Here is a 16,975-nt window from a genome sequence, read left to right on the forward strand (position 1 = left end):
CGGTGTCGGGAACATCCTGCACGCGAAGCGCCGCCCCGAGCGCTCTCTTGGGCACCGCTCGGGCCCGGAGCCGAACCGCCATTGCCGTGCTACGATGAAAACATCGAGACCTTTGCAAAAAGGAGCGAGGCCATGGAAGACGTCACCTACACCAAAGGGATCTACACGGCCACGGCGTCGATAAGAGAAATCGCACAGGACGCCTGGCAGGGTCTCGTCACACTGGCGCGCGACGAAGGCGAGCCCGCCGCCGATCAGGAAACCACGCTCTACGAAGTCGAATCCACTTCGTCGACACCGGAAGAGGCGCTCGAAGAAGCCAAGGCGCTCGCTCATCGTATCCTCGGGGAAATCGAACTGTAGGCCGAACTTCAGGCAGCGCGCCGCTGCCGGAATCGGCCGGCTGGAGGCGATCATGGCTGAGCAGCTTTTTCTCTACGGCGTGTATTCGATACACGTCCGCCCGCTCGAACTCGACGGCGCGCGCTGGGATGCGGAGTACGAAATCCGCCATCGCGAGAAAGCCGTCAAGACGTGGACCACCGTCGGCGGCGACGCGGGCTATGCCGATCAGGCCGAAGCGGTGGAAAACGCGCATCGGCAAGCTGTGAACGATATCGAACATGGCGCGGGCATTCCGAAGCCGCGCGTGTTTCCGTGAGGGGTCGGGATGCGCCTGTTTGGGCGCAGTGAGATTCGCTGCTTCGCAACGTGGCGCGGCGCGATTGAGCGCCGTACGCTGCGAAGCACGGCAACACGTCGGCGATTACCGGTAATCGAGGGTATCCACGACCTTCGTGATTTTCCAGGTGCCGTTTTCCTGACGCAAAAATACGATATTGGTCTGCTTGTCTTTCGAGCCGAGCGTAACGGGTACGAGCGCCACCTTGTCGAGCATGACGGCGGGATGCACGGCGATATGTGCGGCCCAATCCTTCTCGTCGAAGTCTTGTGCTTTCGTGAAGTATTCCGCGTCTTCGGCCAGGTTATTGGCCTTGTATTGCTTTCGTAAAAAATCAACGGTTGCTTTGGCAACGTGCCGGTTTATCTCTGCGTTCATGACCGGATAATCGCGATCAGCGGCAAGGTGTGGAATAAACCATGTATAGAAATCTTTGACTTGTGTCTCGGGAGTGATCTGCCCGTCATGGGTCGTGCTTCCCGCGTATGAAATGTTATTAAAGGCCAGTAACAGAGTGGCGATAAAAATCGTCAGATATTTTTTCATGTACTCAAAATCCCAGTCGTAACGGCGCGCGCAATCCGCGCTCTCATCTCACAGTCAAAATTTCATCCTAACCCGGTTTGCCCCCCTCTGCGCGAACCACGCGCCATGCTACGCTGTGCCCGTTTTCATCCTCACGAGCAGGTGATGGCAAGCGAACCGTCAGACCGTTTTGCGCCCCTCGGCGACGCCGACGCAGACGCGCCGAAGCGTCGCGCGCGCGGCAGCCGCGAAATGCGTCTCGACGATCGCGTGGTGATCGCGCACGGCATGCCGACGCCGCTCTGGCAGGATCTCTACCATCGCGCGCTCGGGGTGCGCTGGCCGGTGTTTTTCGTGGCGCTCGCCGTGCTGTTCCTGCTGCTCAACACGACGTTCGCCGCGCTCTACATGTTCGGCAACGCGCCGATCGCGAATCAGTTTCCGAAGGGCTTCGGCGGCGCGTTCTTCTTCAGCGTCGAAACGCTCGCGACGGTCGGCTACGGCGACATGCATCCGCAAACCGTCTACGCGCACTGGGTCGCGACGCTCGAAATCTTCGTCGGCATGTCGAGCATCGCGTTGGCGACGGGGCTCATCTTCGCGCGCTTCTCGCGGCCGCACGCGAAGATCATGTTCGCGCGCTACGCGGTGGTCCGGCCGATCGACGGCCGCATGACGCTGATGGTGCGCGCGGCCAACGCACGCCAGAACGTGATTGCCGAAGCGCGCGCACGGCTGCGCATCCTGCGTCAGGAGACGTCCGTCGAAGGCTTCTCGCTGTACAAGCTCTACGACCTCGCGCTCGTGCGCGACCAGCATCCGGTGTTCAAGCTCGGCTGGATGCTGATGCACGTCATCGACGAAAGCAGTCCGCTGTTCGGCGAAAACGCCGAAACGCTCAAGGGCAGCGACATGTCGCTGCTGCTCACGCTCGAAGGCATCGACGAATCGACGTCGCAAACGATGCAGGCGCGCCATATGTGGACCTGCGAGCAGATCTTCTGGCAGCACCGTTTCGTCGACATCATGAGCGAGCGCGACGGCATGAGCCACATCGACTATTCGCATTTCGACGAGATCGCGCCGCTCGAGGCGGCGCCGTTGCAAATGGACCCCGCCGCGCGGCAAACGCCCTAAGCGGCGCGCCGCGCCATCAGAACTTGTGGCGTATGCCCACCACGCCCACCACCTGCGTTCTCGAACTCGACGGATTGCTCACCCCCTCGATAGCCGCCACCGTATTCGCCGACGAGCGCTGATAGATCGCATTCAGATAAAGATCGGTGCGCTTCGACAGGAAATACTGCACGCCCGCGCTGGTTTGCAGGTAATGCATGCTCGGCTCGGTACTCTGCGTCGTCAGAACCTGCGTGTAGGTCTCGCCGATCGCGAACAGCAACGCGGGCATGAAACGGTAGCGGAAGCTGCCTTCGTAGTTGTTGAAGCGCTGCGACGACCCTGTCTGTAAATTGAACAGTGAGGTCGTGTACAGCAAGCCGAACGTGGCGTCGCCGAATTCGTAAGTACCGGCCGCGCCCCATATCTGCTGCTTCGTAATGCCCTTCAGGAACGTATAGTAGTTATCCGAAGGAATCGCACCGGTGGTGTCGAGCGCCGGATTGTCGAGCACCACGTAGGCCACGCCGAGATGCACCGGTCCCTGCGCATAGGTGCCGCCGACGCTCCAGCTGCGGTTCGCCGCGAAGTTCGTCGAATTGGAAAAGCCGTACATCGCATTGCCCTGCAAACCGGAGAAACTCGGCGTCACGTATTTCACCGAGTTGTCGGTGCGGAACGTGTTGTTCAGGTCGTCGGTATCGAAGGGATGCAGCGCGAACTGCGTCAATGACGTGCTTGCGCCGATCTGCAACGGCGCGAGCGAATCCTGCGCGGCGTTGTACTGGCGGCCCATCGTAAAGGTGCCCCAGCGCGGGTTCGACATGCCGACCCACGCCTGGCGGCCGAACAGGCGGCCGTTCGCGCTCGCGGTGCCGGTCTCGATGTTGAAGCCGTTCTCCAGCTTGAAGATCGCCGTGGTTCCGCCGCCGAGGTCTTCCGAGCCCGTCATGCCCCAGCGCGTGCCCTGCTCGTTGCCGCCCGTCGCCTGCCAAGTCGAACTGCCCTTCTGGTTGCTCGTGTACGTGATGCCGGAATCGACGATGCCGTACAACGTCACGCTCGATTGCGCGACCGCGTTGCCGCACAGTGCAACGCCCATTCCGGCGCCCGCCAGCGCCATCGCCAAACCTTTGCTGTTCATCTGTGTTTTCCCTTGTCTTGAGTGTTCGGATCTGGATGCCGAAGCCGCGGATACCGTTTGTGCCTACGCCACCCACATGTTTTATTGAATAAAACAATGTGTTATTAATTATTTGAAATGCAAAAACGGTAGGTCAAGGCAGGGATAAAACTCTGGTTTTCACGCATTGACGACAATATGCGACACAGGAAGTTTTATCAGCCGATACGGCGCAAATCCTTGCCTATCAAGGTCTCTCGAATTGAACACCCGAATGGCAAGGCTTTGGACGAACGACTTGACCTGCAATAATGTCTGTCGTTAAATATTGATATGCTGTTTTATTAAATAAAACACGCGAAGCGTTTATCGGGCGACGTCCCCCTTCGGAGGGACGCCGGCCATCGCAAAAGGAGTTCTGTTTGACGCCCAATAACAACACTTCGGCGGCCTCTTCAAGCGCGCCGTTCTTCGTCGCCGAACCTGCGGGTGCCCGGCTGCCGATCGTTTTCGATTCGCCCCACAGCGGCATTGCGCTGCCGGCCGACTTCGGCACCTGCGCGCCGGTGTCCGCGATCCGCACGTCGTGGGACGCATTCGTCGACGAACTGTGGGCGGGCGTGCCTGAACACGGCGGCGTGCTGATCGGTGCGCATTTTCCGCGCGCCTATATCGACCCGAATCGCGCGCTCGCCGATATCGACGCGCAACTGCTCGCCGAGCCGTGGCCCGAACCGCTGTCGCCCGAGAAGTACACGCTGCGCGGCATGGGGCTGATCCGGCGCGATGCCTTGCCGAACCAGCCGATGTACGACCGCAAGCTGTCCGTCGCCGAGGTGCGGCACCGGATCGACGCGTACTACCGCCCCTATCGCGCGGCGCTCGCCGCCGCGGCGGAACACGCGTACGCGGAACACGGCGCGCTGTGGCACGTCGATTGCCATTCGATGAAATCGCGTGGCAACGAGATGAACGTCGACGCGGGCGCGGCGCGGCCCGACTTCGTCATCAGCGACCGGCGCGGCGCCACCGCCGCGCCGGCCTTCACGCAATGGGTGGCCGACTGGTTCAGCGGCGCCGGCTATCGCGTGCAGACGAACGAGCCGTATCAGGGCGGCGACCTGCTGACCGCCGTCAGCGATCCGGCGCGGCACCGCCACAGCATCCAGATCGAACTGAATCGCGCGCTCTACATGGACGAAGCCGCGTTCGTCAAACACACGGGCTTCGCCGCGCTCAAGCGCGATCTCGACGCGTTTGCCGCCGCGCTCGCCGCTTACGTGCACGCGCAACTCGCCGCCTTGCGCGCGGCGCCGTGAATCGTGAAGGAGCAACCGTGAACTACATCGTCGATTCCGTCGACAGCGCGCTCAAGCTGCTCAGCCATGTCGCCGAGCATCCCGGCCTGGGCGTCACCGAACTCGCGAACCGGCTCGGCATCAACAAGTCGCGCGCGTACCGGATGCTATGCACGCTCGAACTGCATCGCTTCGTCGTGCTGGACACCCGCGCGTCGACCTACTCGCTCGGCCCGCAGGCCTTCGTGATCGGCGTCGCCGCGGCCCAGCAGAACACGCTGGTGCGCTCCGCGCAAAAGCACATGCTCTCGCTGAACCAGGCGATCAACGAAACCGTCGTGCTGCGCGTGCGCGAAGGGCTGGAAACCGTGTGCGTCGCCCGTTGCGAGACCACGCACGAAATGCGCACCGTCGGCGCGGTCGGCAATCGCCGGCCGCTCAATAGCGGCGCGTCCGGCAGAATCCTGCTCGCGTTCGCGCCCGCCGCCGTCAGGACCGAATATCTGGCACGCCTGAAGAAATTGCCGCAGCCCCCGGACCTGATGAAGCTCGTCGACGAACTCGATGCGATCGCGCGCAAAGGCTATGCGGTCAGCGTAGGCGAGGTCACGGCCGGCGCGGTCGCGATCTCAGTGCCAGTGCGCGACGTGAGCGGCGACACGATTGCGGCGGTCAGCATTTCGGGGCCGGAAATGCGGATCAGCCGGATCGAGATTCCCGATTACCTCGAACGTCTGCAGGCATGCAGCCGCACGATTTCCGCCGAGCTAGGCTACGCCGCGCCGCAGCTCACGCCGCAACCGGCATGACAGGAAGCCGCCCATGACTCCACTTGGTCCCTCCGCGGCGCCCGTCGCCGACGATCCTCTTGCGCCGCGCAGCCATGCCGGCGACGCCGTCCGCGACGAGGACAACCACGGCGGCAGCGGCAACAAACCGCACGGCAAGATGCTGCACCCTGTCGTGATGATGATCTGGGTGCTGCTCGCCGCGGTGGCGCTCACCTATCTGATCGATGCCGGCCACTTCGAGCGGCGCGACAAGCTGGTGGTGCCGGGCACGTACCAGGTCGTACCGAAGAGCCGAAGTCTCGCCACGCTGGCCGCACCGCGCGTCAGCAAAAGCACGCCCGAACAGGCCGCGCCGGCGAGCCTCGTCTCCGCGTTCGTCGCGGTGCCCAACGGCCTCATCAAGAATGCGCCGCTGATCTTCATGGTGATGTTCGTGGGCGGCATGTTCGGCGTGATGCGCAAGACAGGCGTGGTAGACGCGGGTATCGACAGGCTGCTGCAGCTCACCGCCGGCAACGTCTATGTGCTCGCACCGCTGCTGATGCTGCTGATCGGTCTCGGCAGCACGCTGCTCGGCTTCATCTCCGAATACCTCGTGATCATTCCGATGGTGCTGGTGCTGTCGCGGCGGCTCGGCCTGTCGAACCTGTTCGCGGTCGGCCTCGTCGCGATTGCGGCGAAGATTGGCTATATCGCGTCGGTGACCAACCCATTGTCGCTCGCGGTCGCGCAGCCGATCGTCGGCGTGCCGCTCTTCAGCGGCATTGCCATGCGTATCGGCGTGTTCGTCGTGTTCCTGACGCTCGGCATCCTGTATCTGCTGATCCACGTGCGGCGCAGCGGCTACCGGCTCGCGGCCGCGCGCGCGAGCATCGGCGAACATCCGCGGGCCGCGCTGTCGCGCCGCCACAAGGCGACCCTCGCCGTGCTGGCGATCGCCGCCGCCATGCTGGTGATCGGCACGCGCGAGCTGCATTGGGGCAATGTGGAGCTATCGGCGTTCTACATCTTCATCAGCATCGTGACGGCGGCGGTCGGCCGGCTCGACTCGCGCGGCGCGGCCGATGCGTTCGTCGACGGCATGAAGGGCATGATGCTGGCGGGTCTGCTGATCGGGCTCGCCGCCTCGGTCGAACTGATCCTGCAGAACAGCCTCGTGCTCGATACGCTGATCGAGCGCTTCACGCGCCTTGCGAATGGCCAGTCGCCGGTCTGGGTCGCCAACGGACTAATGGCGGTGCAGATGGTGCTCGACGTGTTCATTCCGTCGGTGTCCGGCAAGGCCGCGGTCAGCATGCCGATCATCGGACCGATCGCGCAACTCTCCGGCGTCAGCGGACAGACCTCGGTGCTCGCATTCGTGCTGGGGGGCGGCTTGACGAACATGGTGACGCCGACCTCGGGGATGCTGCTCGCCTATCTCGCCACCGCGCGGGTCGGCTTCGGCCAGTGGCTGCGCTTTATCCTGCCGCTCTTCGTGATGCTGCTTCTGCTCTCGGGCGGCGCACTGGCGCTCGCGGTGTGGACCGGGTACTGAACACGCGGTGAACGCCCCAGGGCATACCCGAAGCGCGCCGCCGCCTGGCAAATCCGGCTCAAAAGCCCGTCAAAACGCGCGACTCCTCGCGCCCGTTCATGGGCGCGCGATTAAAGAAGAAAGAAATCACTCCGAGGGCGGCTGAAAAATAGAGTCTCTTCCGCTGCGTCGTCTGCGTGGTCCCCACCACGGCGCGCGGAACCGAAAGCAACGAAGTTGCATGGGACCGGCGTAAGCGCTAAAGCGCCAACTCCGGTCGACCGCCTTGCGTGGGATCGGAGTAGGCGCTAAAGCGCCAACTCCGATCGACAAATGGAGACTCGCCCATGACTGCCCGCCTGCCCATCGACGGCACGCCCGCTCTCGCCGATTACCGGCTTTCCGACAACCTCACCGCGACGCGCGGCCGGATCTTTCTGACCGGCACGCAGGCGCTCGTGCGCCTCGCCTTGATGCAGCGCGCGCTCGATCAGGCGCGCGGCCTGAATACCGCCGGCTTCATCAGCGGCTATCGCGGCTCGCCGCTCGGCATGGTCGATCAGCAACTGTGGAAAGCGAACACGCTGCTCGCCGCGAGCGACATCCACTTCCTGCCCGCGATCAACGAGGAACTCGGCGGCACCGCCGTGCTCGGCACGCAGCGCGTCGAGGCCGACCCGGAGCGCACCGTCGAAGGCGTGTTCGCGATGTGGTACGGCAAGGGCCCCGGCGTCGATCGCGCCGGCGACGCGCTCAAGCACGGCAACGCGTACGGCTCGTCGCCGCACGGCGGCGTGCTGGTGGTGGCGGGCGACGATCACGGCTGCGTGTCGTCGTCGATGCCACATCAGAGCGACTTCGCGATGATCGCGTGGCACATGCCGGTCGTGAATCCGTCGAACATCGCGGATATGCTCGAATTCGGCCTGTACGGTTGGGCGCTGTCGCGCTTCTCGGGTGCGTGGGTCGGCTACAAGGCAATCTCGGAGACAGTCGAATCGGGCTCGACCGTCGATCTCGACGCGCTGCAGACCGACTGGACCGTCCCCGAAGATTTCGCTGCACCGGCGGGCGGCCTGCACAACCGCTGGCCCGATCTGCCGAGCCTCACGATCGAAGCGCGTCTGCATGCGAAGCTCGACGCGGTGCGCCACTTCGCGCGCACGAACAGCATCGACAAATGGATCGCGCCGAGCCCGCAGGCGAACGTCGGCATCGTCACCTGCGGCAAGGCGCATCTGGACCTGATGGAAGCGCTGCGCCGGCTCGACCTGACCGTCGCCGATCTCGACGCGGCCGGCGTGCGCATCTACAAGGTCGGACTGTCGTTTCCGCTCGAAATGACGCGCATCGACGCGTTCGTCTCGGGCCTCGCCGAAGTGCTCGTGATCGAAGAGAAAGGCCCTGTGATCGAGCAGCAGATCAAGGACTATCTGTACAACCGCACGCAAGGCACGCGACCGGTCGTGATCGGCAAGCATGCCGAGGACGGCACGTTGCTGCTGTCGTCGCTCGGCGAATTGCGGCCGTCGCGCATCCTGCCCGTGTTCGCGAACTGGCTCGCGAAGCACAAGCCCGCGCTCGATCGCCGCGAGCGCGTAGTCGATCTGGTCGCGCCGCAAATCCTCTCGAATGCCGCCGACAGCGTGAAGCGCACGCCGTACTTCTGCTCCGGCTGCCCGCACAACACCTCGACGAAAGTACCGGACGGCTCGATCGCGCAGGCCGGCATCGGCTGTCACTTCATGGCCTCGTGGATGGAGCGCGACACGACCGGCCTCATCCAGATGGGCGGCGAAGGCGTCGATTGGGCCTCGCATTCGATGTTCACGAAAACGCGCCACGTGTTCCAGAATCTCGGCGACGGCACCTACTTCCACTCCGGCATTCTCGCGATTCGCCAGGCAGTCGCGGCGAAAGCGACGATCACCTACAAGATTCTCTATAACGACGCGGTCGCGATGACGGGCGGCCAGCCCGTCGACGGCAGCATCTCGGTGCCGCAGATCGCGCGCCAGGTGGAAGCCGAAGGCGTGTCGCGCTTCGTCGTGGTCAGCGACGAGCCCGAGAAATACGATGGCCATCACGGCCAGTTTCCGAAGGGCACGACGTTCCACCATCGCAGCGAAATGGACGCCGTGCAGCGCGAATTGCGCGACACCGACGGCGTGACCGTGCTGATCTACGACCAGACCTGCGCGGCCGAAAAACGCCGGCGCCGCAAGAAAGGCGAATTCCCCGATCCGGACCAGCGGCTCTTCATCAACGAGGAAGTCTGCGAAGGCTGCGGCGATTGTGGCGTGCAGTCGAATTGCCTGTCGGTCGAGCCAGTCGAAACCGCGTTGGGACGCAAGCGCCGCATCGATCAATCGTCGTGCAACAAGGACTATTCGTGCGTGAACGGCTTCTGCCCGAGCTTCGTCACGGTCGCGGGCGGCAAGCTGAAAAAAGCGGCCGGCGTCGCGTTCGATCCGCAAGCACTCGCCGCGAGTGTCGACGCGCTGGCGCTGCCCGCGACGCAGCTCGATGCCGCGCCGTACGACATCCTCGTCACGGGCGTGGGCGGCACCGGCGTCGTGACGGTCGGCGCGCTGATCAGCATGGCCGCGCATCTCGAAGGCAAGAGCGCGTCGGTGCTCGACTTCATGGGTTTCGCACAGAAGGGCGGCTCGGTGCTGTCGTTCGTGCGCTTCGCCGCGCGCGACGAATGGCTGAACCAGGTGCGCATCGACACGCAGCAGGCCGACGTGCTGCTCGCCTGCGACATGGTGGTCGGCGCGAGCGCCGATGCCTTGCAGACGGTGCGGCATGGCCGCACGCGCATCGTCGTCAACACGCATGCGATTCCGAACGCGAGCTTCGTGCAGAACCCGGACGCGACGCTGCATGCCGATGCGCTGATCGACAAGATGCGTCACGCGGCCGGTGAAGAGCGCATGTCGACCTGCGACGCGCAGGCGCTCGCGACGCGTTTTCTCGGCGACACGATCGGCGCGAATATCCTGATGCTCGGTTTCGCATGGCAGCTCGGTCTCGTGCCGGTGTCGTTCGCGGCGATGATGCGCGCGATCGAACTGAACAACGTCGCCGTGCAGATGAACCAGCTTGCATTTTCGATCGGCCGCATGGCCGCCGCCGATCCGGCCGGGCTCGAATCGCTCTGGCAGGCGCGTCATGCGCCGAAGCCGGGCGTGCGCGTCGATACGCTCGACGAACTGATCGCGCATCGCGAAGGCCGCTTGCTCGCCTACGGCGGCGCGGCGTATGTGAAGCGCTATCGCGCGCTCGTCGATGCGGCGCGCCGTGCCGAAAGTGCGGTCGACACCGCGAGCGAACGCGTGACGCGCGCGGTCGCGACCACGTTCTACCGGCTGCTGGCGGTGAAGGACGAATACGAAGTCGCGCGCTTGCATACCGATGCCGCGTTCCGCGAAGCACTCGAAGCGCAATTCGAAGGCGTGGCCGGCAAGGACTTCAGCATCAGCTTCAACCTCGCGCCGCCGACGCTCACGCGCGCGCAAGCGGGTGTCGCACCGCGCAAGAAAACCTTCGGTCAATGGATGTGGCCGGTGCTCGGCATGCTCGCGAAGTGGCGCGGTCTGCGCGGCACGCCGCTCGATCCGTTCGGCCGCACGCTCGAACGCAAGATGGAGCGCGAACTCGCGAGCGATTACGAAACCACGTTGCAGCGCGCGCTCGCGAAACTCGACGCCAGCCATCTCGACGACATCGCCAAACTCGCCGATCTGCATGCGCGCGTGCGCGGTTACGGTCACGTGAAGCTGGCAAATCTCGCGGGCGTGAAGCGCGCGGAGCGTGAACTCGCGACACGTCTCGGCATCGATGCGGCGACGGGTGCCGCCGTGAAGAAGTCACTCGAAGAGATGAAAGGCACCGGGCAGTTGCGCGGGATTCCCGTGGTGGTCGCGAAGTAGGTCGCGGCGCGCTGGCCGATTGTCATGCTGGGTTGCGTTGGGTCACGTTGCATCAAGCCGGGCCACGTTGGGTCACGCGAGCATGGCCGCGCCGCAACGAAAAGCCGCTTCGGTTCAGCGCCGAAGCGGCTTTGTTTCTGGCGCGCGATTCTGCACGCGTCAGCGCGCCACCGCATCGAGCAGCGCCCTCGCCTGCGCCACTTTCGCGGCCTCGACGGGCGCAAGCCCGTGGCCATTCACGCGCACGCCCGAGCCGAAATGCACAGCCTCGACGTGCGTCTCGCTCACGAAGTCCGCCACCGCCTCCAGCGTCAAACCGGCGCCGGCGAGCACCGTGCACGGCGAGCCGTCCGCTTGCCGCACGAGTTCGCGAATCACGGCTTGCGCCTGCAACACCGACGGTTTTCCGCCCGACGTCAGCACGTTTTTCACCGCCTCGACACGCAGCAGCACGTCGAGCGCCTCGCGCAGATCGCGCGCTTCGTCGAATGCGCGGTGAAACGTGACGTCGAGGCCATCGGCGGCTTCGCAGGCACGCGCGAGACCTTCGCGGTCGATCGCGCCAGCGGCGTCGAGCATGCCGATCACGATGCCGTTCGCGCCCGCCGCCTTCACCGCACGAATGTCGCGCAGCATCACCGCGTAGTCGTCGGCGTCGTAGACGAACGAGCGGCTATGCGGCCGCACGATCACGTTGACGGGAATCGCGACCGCGTCGACCACCGCCTCGATCAGCCCGACGCTCGGCGTCAGGCCACCCTCGCCCATCGCGGTCACGAGTTCGAGACGGTCGGCGCCGGCCCGCGCGGCAACGCGCGCATCGGCGACGGTCGTGGCAATCACTTCGAGCAGCACGGGCATGAGCGCAACCTGGTGTCGTTGAAAGCGACATCATCGCAGAAGCGCGCTCAGCGCTCTTCGTCCACCCAGTCGATATCGCCGCACAGCACGCAGATCTGCTCGCCGACGCGCGTCGCCACCGACAGCGTCACGCACGGCAACGCCTCGTTGATCGACAGATACGGCCGCGTCACGTGCACGCGCTCCGGCGCATTGATCGCGGCGCTGAAATACGGCCGGCGCAGCCAGTTCGCGCCCTGCGCGTCGGCGAGCGGCAGAAAGCGCGTTTCGTGCGCCGCGCGGTCGGCGCGCAGCACGACGTTGCGGCCCGCCTGCCGGCCCTTCGCGTCGAGCAGGAAACAGCGCGCGGCGTGATCGAGCGCGAGGAAATTCCAGCACACTTCGTCGAGCGGTTCGCCGGCGGCCAGCCGCTCGGCGGCACGCTCGAACGCGCGCAGATACGGCGCGAGACGGCTCGCGCCGCGCCGCTCGCGCGCTTCGGCCTGCTCGCGATAACGCTCGGTGACTTCGCCGATGCACGCCGCCGCCTGCGCGGCGTCGGCCACGCCCGGATTCGGCCGGCCGAAGAAAAAGCCCTGCACGAAGTCGGCGTTGCAGGCGAGCGCCATCTGCGCTTCGTGCTCGGTCTCGACGCCCTCGATCAGCACGAGCTTGCCCGCTTCGTGCAAGAGCGCCACGAGGCCCGGCAGGATCGTCGCCATGTCGGGGCGATGCGCGGCGTGCGAGAGCATGACGCGGTCGAGCTTCACGATGTCGGGATTCAACTGCCAGATCCGCTCGATGTTCGAATGGCCGGCGCCGAAGTCGTCGAGCGCGATCAGGAAGCCGCGCTCGCGAAACTGGCGCACCGCGTCCGCGAGCCGTTCAAGGTCGTCCGCGCTCTGTTCGAGCACTTCGAGCACGATGCGCCGCGGCGACAGATCGAGCCGTTGCAGGCTCGCGAGCAGCGCCGCGGCGAGATACGGATCGGTCAGCACGCCGGGATGCGCGTTGAGGAACAGCCATTCGCGCTCGGCGCCGAGCACCTTGAAGTTTTCCAGATGCAGCGTCTGCGCGAGCCGGTCGACCTGCAGCGCCTCGCCGACCCGCGCGGCGGCGCCGAATACGTCGAGCGGCGAGACGGCGCGATCGAGCGCGTCATGCGCGCGCAGCAAGCCCTCGTAGCCGACCGCGCGCATGTGCGACAGGCTGAAAATCGGCTGGAAGACACTCGTCAGCGTCAGCTCGCCATGCTGCACCGAATAGCGTTGCAGGCCCGAGGCCACCTCGACCTCGAAGCCGTGCGGCATGCTCGCTGCCCTGTCCTGTTGCTCAATCGTCATGCCGTCCTCTCGCGCCGGAGCCGGTTCTAAAAATGTGCGTCATCGGCAGCGGTTAAGCAAGCTCCATGCGCACGCTGGCCCACAAAGCGCTGTCATCCGGCTGACCGGGCGCACCGCCGACACGGCCCGTGCGCCGCGCATGGGCGCGGCGCGCACCGTTGCGGTGCACGACTCGATGCGCATTTAGGGGCTGCCTCGCGCGCCGGCGGGCTACACTCGACCCTGCGCCTTGCGCGGCCTTGCTTGTGGCCTTGCTTGTGGCCTGTGCTTGCGGCTCCTGCTTGCAGCCCTTGTGGTGCGAACGGTGGCCGCACGTAACGCGCGGCGGCGCACCTGCCACACCTGTCGCCCCTGCCGTGCCACCGCCACCTGAAACGCCCTCGTTCATCTGCCCGGAACACCCGATGGAAATTGTCTTCACCGTCCTGATCCTGTTGCTCGCCGTTGCCGCTTCCGGCGTGCTGACGCACGCGCTGCCGTTCAACCTGCCGTTGCCGCTCGTGCAGATCGCAATCGGCGCGCTGCTCGCGTGGCCTCGCCTCGACCTGCACGTCAGGTTCGATCCGGAAATCTTCATGCTGCTGTTCATTCCGCCGCTGCTGTTCGCGGATGGCTGGCGCATCCCGAAGCGCGAATTCTTCATGGCGCGCCGCGCGATCCTGATGCTCGCGCTCGGCCTCGTCTTCATGACGGTGCTCGTGGTCGGCTATTTCGTGCACGCGCTCGTGCCGGAAATCTCGCTGCCGGTCGCGTTCGCGCTCGCCGCGGTGCTGTCGCCGACCGACGCGGTCGCGCTCTCGGGCATCGCCGGCAAGGGCAAGATTCCGGGCCAGCTGATGCACATCCTCGAAGGCGAGGCGCTGATGAACGACGCATCCGGCCTCGTCGCGCTGAAGTTCGCGATCGCGGCGGCGCTGACCGGCGCGTTTTCGCTGCGCGACGCCTCGGTCAGCTTCGTGATTATCGCGCTGGGCGGCCTCGCAGTCGGCGCGGCGGTGAGCGCGATATTCAGCTTCGTGTCGGCGCACTTCCTCTCTCTCGTCGAAGAGGGCGACCCCGCCCCCGGCATCGTGATGACGCTGCTGATTCCGTTCGCCGCCTACCTGACCGCCGAGCGCTTCGATCTGTCGGGCATCCTCGCGGCGGTGGCGGCCGGCATGATGATGAACTACGCAAGCATCGCGAATACGTGGCAGGCGACCTCGCGCGTGCGGACCACGAGCACATGGACGATGATCGAGTTCGTCTTCAACGGCATGGTGTTCATCATGCTCGGGCTGCAGTTTCCGCACATCCTCGGGCGCGCGCTGCTCGACGCGCACGAGACCGACGACGCGCAGGTCGCGCTGCTGATCGGCTACATCGTCGCGGTGGCGTTCGCGCTCTATGCGATGCGCTTCGTGTGGGTATGGCTGCTGCGCTGGTTCGCAAGCCGCGGCGCGGCCAAGCAAGGCGTCACGAACGCGGTGCCGGGGCTGCGCATGGTGTCGGTCACGACGGTGGCCGGCGTGCGCGGCGCGGTGACGCTGGCGGGCGTGCTGTCGCTGCCGGAGCTGCTGCCGAACGGCACACCGCTGCCGGGGCGCGATCTGGCGATCTTCATCGCCTCGGGCGTGATCCTGCTGTCGCTGCTGGTGGCGGTGGCTGCGTTGCCGCTGCTGCTGCGCGGCTGGCGGCGCGGCAAGGACCCGCACGCGGCCGAGGAAGCGCTCGCGCGCACGCTCGCCGCGCAAGCCGCGATTCGCGCCATCGACGATATTCACGATACCGAGTGCGCGGACCTCGAAGAATCGGCGCAGGCGTATGCGACCGACGTGACCGCGCGCGTGATGGACCTGTACCAGCGCCGCCTCGCGACGCTCGACTGCGAACAGGAACCGCGCGAACTCGCGCGGCGCGCCGACGCGCTCGAATTCCACATGAAGCTCTCGGCGATGCGCGCCGAACGCAAGGAGTTGCTCGAATTGCGCAGCAGCCAGCAGATCAACGACGAGACGCTGAACAAGCTGATGCGCGAGGTGGATCTGTTGGAGACGGCGCTGACGGCGCGCAAGAGGTAGCGGCTCGGGCGCCTGGGTGACGGCGGCGGCCGTCGGGCCGCTCGCCGGCTCCGATATCGGCAAGGCCGGCTGTGCGCGCTGAGCGGCGCGGGCCGTCACCGACGGCGAGCGGCAGCCAGCGCCGCCGGCACCGCCCAGAAGAAGCTCAGGCCACCGGCCCTTGCGTCGGCTTCCTTCTCAGAAGCGCATACAGGATGATCGCGCCGAACGTCGCGGTGCCGATGCCGCCAAGCCCGAAGCCGCCGAGCTTCAGCGAGAAGTCGCCGGCGCCGAGCACGAGCGTGACGGCCGCGACGATCAGGTTGCGGTTATCGGAGAAGTCCACCTTGTTGACGACCCAGATGCGCGCGCCCGTCACCGCGATCAGCCCGAACACGACGATCGACACGCCGCCCAGCACCGGCCCCGGAATCGTCTGGATCACCGCGCCGAATTTCGGCGAGAAGCCGAGCACGAGCGCGATCAGCGCGGCGATCACGAACACCAGCGTCGAGTAGATTTTCGTCACCGCCATCACGCCGATGTTCTCGGCGTAGGTCGTCATGCCGGTGCCGCCCGCGAAACCGGACACGATCGTCGCGAGCCCGTCGCCGAGAAACGCGCGGCCGACGTAGCGGTCGAGGTTCTGCCCCGTCATCGCGCTGACCGCCTTGATATGGCCGAGATTTTCGGCGACGAGGATCACCGCGATCGGCGTGAGCAGCGTCATCGCGTGCGAGTCGAACACCGGCGACATGAAGTGCGGCATGCCGAACCACGCGGCGTTCGCGACGACCGCGAAGTCGATCGGCTTGCCCATGCCGAGACCGTTGGTGACGATCGCGTAGATCGCGTAGGCGAGCAGCAGGCCGATCAGGATCAGGAGACGCTGCAGCATGCCGCGCGTGAACACCGCGACCGCGCCGACGCACAGCACGGTCACGAGCGCCATCCACGAATCGAAGTTGCTGCCGCTCACGCCGTGCACGGCGATCGGCGCGAGGTTCAGGCCGATCACGCAGACGATCGCGCCGGTTACGACCGGCGGCATCAGCGTTTCGATCCAGCGCGTGCCGACCGCCGAGACGATCAGCCCGACCACCGCATACGCGACGCCGCACGCGATGATGCCGCCCAGCGCCACCGGGATGTTCTGATTCGCGCCGTGGCCGCCGTAGCCGGTCACCGCGATCACGAGGCCGATGAACGCGAAGCTCGAACCGAGATAGCTCGGCACGCGGCCGCCGACCAGCACGAAGAACAGCAGCGTGCCGATCCCCGACATGAAGATGCACAGGTTCGGATCGAAGCCCATCAGGAGCGGCGCGAGCACGGTCGAGCCGAACATCGCGACGACGTGCTGGATGCCCATCGCGAACATCTGCGGCCATGCGAGCCGTTCGTCGATGCCGACGATGCCGCCCTCGGCGGCGGCAGGCTGGCGGCGCCAGCGGGGGAAATAGGATTCGGCCATCGCGGGGGTTCTCCTCTTGGTCGGCTCGGTGTGGGTGGGGTGTGCGCCGCACGGCGGCATCTCGCGCGCGCGGGCGGGGTCCAGCAAAGTCACGCGCGAGTTTACGGAGCGCAATCAGGACTGGCAAGCGCCGTCGGCGCGCGCCTCAGCTTACGCCGCGCCCGTCCGTGGCCGGCGTCGCTGCGGCGCCGTTCGCCGCCGCCGTGTCGGCCGACGCGCGGTCCATCATCACGCGGTTGCGGCCCGCATCCTTCGCGCGGTAGAGCGCCTCGTCGGCGGCGTCGACGAGCGCG

Annotated in this window: 13 protein-coding genes; 8 read left to right on the forward strand and 5 right to left on the reverse strand. The window is 65.7% G+C overall.

The window, feature by feature from the left end; translation table 11 throughout:
• Positions 1-132 precede the first annotated feature (132 nt).
• Both GXB81_RS14435 and GXB81_RS14440 read left to right on the forward strand, forming a co-directional pair.
• Positions 133-363, forward strand: a complete 231-nt coding sequence (locus GXB81_RS14435) for a hypothetical protein (protein WP_167042299.1) — start codon at positions 133-135, stop codon at positions 361-363.
• Between the two features lie 52 nt (positions 364-415).
• A complete protein-coding gene (locus GXB81_RS14440) occupies positions 416-661 on the forward strand; it encodes a hypothetical protein (RefSeq protein ID WP_167042297.1) in 246 nt (81 codons plus the stop codon).
• Between the two features lie 105 nt (positions 662-766).
• Here the strand turns inward: GXB81_RS14440 and GXB81_RS14445 are convergent, their stop codons facing one another.
• Positions 767-1,228, reverse strand: coding sequence for a DUF3828 domain-containing protein (locus GXB81_RS14445; protein ID WP_205989526.1), 462 nt, complete (start codon positions 1,226-1,228; stop codon positions 767-769).
• 144 nt (positions 1,229-1,372) lie between these two features.
• Between GXB81_RS14445 and GXB81_RS14450 the strand changes: the two genes are divergently transcribed.
• The gene (locus tag GXB81_RS14450; RefSeq protein ID WP_167042293.1) at positions 1,373-2,344 is read left to right on the forward strand and encodes an ion channel; all 972 of its coding nucleotides are present in this window, start codon (positions 1,373-1,375) and stop codon (positions 2,342-2,344) included.
• Positions 2,345-2,360: 16 nt separating this feature from the next.
• Here GXB81_RS14450 and GXB81_RS14455 read toward each other — a convergent pair whose 3' ends face one another.
• Positions 2,361-3,467 (reverse strand): porin, encoded by a 1,107-nt coding sequence (locus GXB81_RS14455; protein ID WP_167042291.1) that lies wholly within the window; start codon positions 3,465-3,467, stop codon positions 2,361-2,363.
• A gap of 401 nt (positions 3,468-3,868) precedes the next feature.
• Between GXB81_RS14455 and GXB81_RS14460 the strand changes: the two genes are divergently transcribed.
• The 4 genes from GXB81_RS14460 (at position 3,869) to GXB81_RS14475 (ending at position 10,986) form a co-directional block, all read left to right on the forward strand.
• Positions 3,869-4,765 carry an N-formylglutamate amidohydrolase gene (locus GXB81_RS14460; protein ID WP_205989528.1) on the forward strand — a complete coding sequence of 299 codons (897 nt, stop codon included), beginning with the start codon at positions 3,869-3,871 and terminating at the stop codon, positions 4,763-4,765.
• A gap of 17 nt (positions 4,766-4,782) precedes the next feature.
• Positions 4,783-5,553 carry an IclR family transcriptional regulator gene (locus tag GXB81_RS14465; RefSeq protein WP_205989530.1) on the forward strand — a complete coding sequence of 257 codons (771 nt, stop codon included), beginning with the start codon at positions 4,783-4,785 and terminating at the stop codon, positions 5,551-5,553.
• Positions 5,554-5,566: 13 nt separating this feature from the next.
• Positions 5,567-7,072 carry a YfcC family protein gene (locus GXB81_RS14470; RefSeq protein WP_167042285.1) on the forward strand — a complete coding sequence of 502 codons (1,506 nt, stop codon included), beginning with the start codon at positions 5,567-5,569 and terminating at the stop codon, positions 7,070-7,072.
• Between the two features lie 326 nt (positions 7,073-7,398).
• The gene (locus GXB81_RS14475) at positions 7,399-10,986 is read left to right on the forward strand and encodes an indolepyruvate ferredoxin oxidoreductase family protein (RefSeq protein ID WP_205989531.1); all 3,588 of its coding nucleotides are present in this window, start codon (positions 7,399-7,401) and stop codon (positions 10,984-10,986) included.
• Between the two features lie 159 nt (positions 10,987-11,145).
• On the opposite strand, the gene GXB81_RS14480 is transcribed toward GXB81_RS14475, so the two are convergent.
• Together GXB81_RS14480 and GXB81_RS14485 are read right to left on the reverse strand one after the other, a co-directional pair.
• Positions 11,146-11,847: a copper homeostasis protein CutC gene (locus tag GXB81_RS14480; RefSeq protein WP_205989533.1), complete on the reverse strand. Its 702-nt coding sequence runs from the start codon at positions 11,845-11,847 to the stop codon at positions 11,146-11,148.
• Positions 11,848-11,894: 47 nt separating this feature from the next.
• Positions 11,895-13,169 carry an EAL domain-containing protein gene (locus GXB81_RS14485; protein WP_167042279.1) on the reverse strand — a complete coding sequence of 425 codons (1,275 nt, stop codon included), beginning with the start codon at positions 13,167-13,169 and terminating at the stop codon, positions 11,895-11,897.
• Between the two features lie 404 nt (positions 13,170-13,573).
• Between GXB81_RS14485 and GXB81_RS14490 the strand changes: the two genes are divergently transcribed.
• Positions 13,574-15,229 (forward strand): Na+/H+ antiporter, encoded by a 1,656-nt coding sequence (locus GXB81_RS14490; RefSeq protein ID WP_205989535.1) that lies wholly within the window; start codon positions 13,574-13,576, stop codon positions 15,227-15,229.
• A gap of 145 nt (positions 15,230-15,374) precedes the next feature.
• On the opposite strand, the gene GXB81_RS14495 is transcribed toward GXB81_RS14490, so the two are convergent.
• Complete coding sequence (locus GXB81_RS14495; protein ID WP_205989537.1) at positions 15,375-16,682, reverse strand: solute carrier family 23 protein; 1,308 nt, start codon at positions 16,680-16,682, stop codon at positions 15,375-15,377.
• Positions 16,683-16,975 lie beyond the last annotated feature (293 nt).

This window comes from Paraburkholderia sp. Ac-20336, from assembly GCF_017105025.1.
Lineage (GTDB): Bacteria > Pseudomonadota > Gammaproteobacteria > Burkholderiales > Burkholderiaceae > Paraburkholderia.

What these genes read in the sequence shown, in the direction of transcription:
- GXB81_RS14435 (WP_167042299.1), top strand. Translation starts at nt 133, where the DNA reads ATGGAAGACGTCACCTACACCAAAGGGATCTACACGGCCACGGCGTCG.
- GXB81_RS14475 (WP_205989531.1), top strand. Translation starts at nt 7,399, where the DNA reads ATGACTGCCCGCCTGCCCATCGACGGCACGCCCGCTCTCGCCGATTAC.
- GXB81_RS14445 (WP_205989526.1), bottom strand. Translation starts at nt 1,228, where the DNA reads ATGAAAAAATATCTGACGATTTTTATCGCCACTCTGTTACTGGCCTTT.
- GXB81_RS14470 (WP_167042285.1), top strand. Translation starts at nt 5,567, where the DNA reads ATGACTCCACTTGGTCCCTCCGCGGCGCCCGTCGCCGACGATCCTCTT.
- GXB81_RS14490 (WP_205989535.1), top strand. Translation starts at nt 13,574, where the DNA reads ATGGAAATTGTCTTCACCGTCCTGATCCTGTTGCTCGCCGTTGCCGCT.
- GXB81_RS14450 (WP_167042293.1), top strand. Translation starts at nt 1,373, where the DNA reads ATGGCAAGCGAACCGTCAGACCGTTTTGCGCCCCTCGGCGACGCCGAC.
- GXB81_RS14440 (WP_167042297.1), top strand. Translation starts at nt 416, where the DNA reads ATGGCTGAGCAGCTTTTTCTCTACGGCGTGTATTCGATACACGTCCGC.
- GXB81_RS14495 (WP_205989537.1), bottom strand. Translation starts at nt 16,682, where the DNA reads ATGGCCGAATCCTATTTCCCCCGCTGGCGCCGCCAGCCTGCCGCCGCC.
- GXB81_RS14480 (WP_205989533.1), bottom strand. Translation starts at nt 11,847, where the DNA reads ATGCCCGTGCTGCTCGAAGTGATTGCCACGACCGTCGCCGATGCGCGC.
- GXB81_RS14485 (WP_167042279.1), bottom strand. Translation starts at nt 13,169, where the DNA reads ATGACGATTGAGCAACAGGACAGGGCAGCGAGCATGCCGCACGGCTTC.
- GXB81_RS14455 (WP_167042291.1), bottom strand. Translation starts at nt 3,467, where the DNA reads ATGAACAGCAAAGGTTTGGCGATGGCGCTGGCGGGCGCCGGAATGGGC.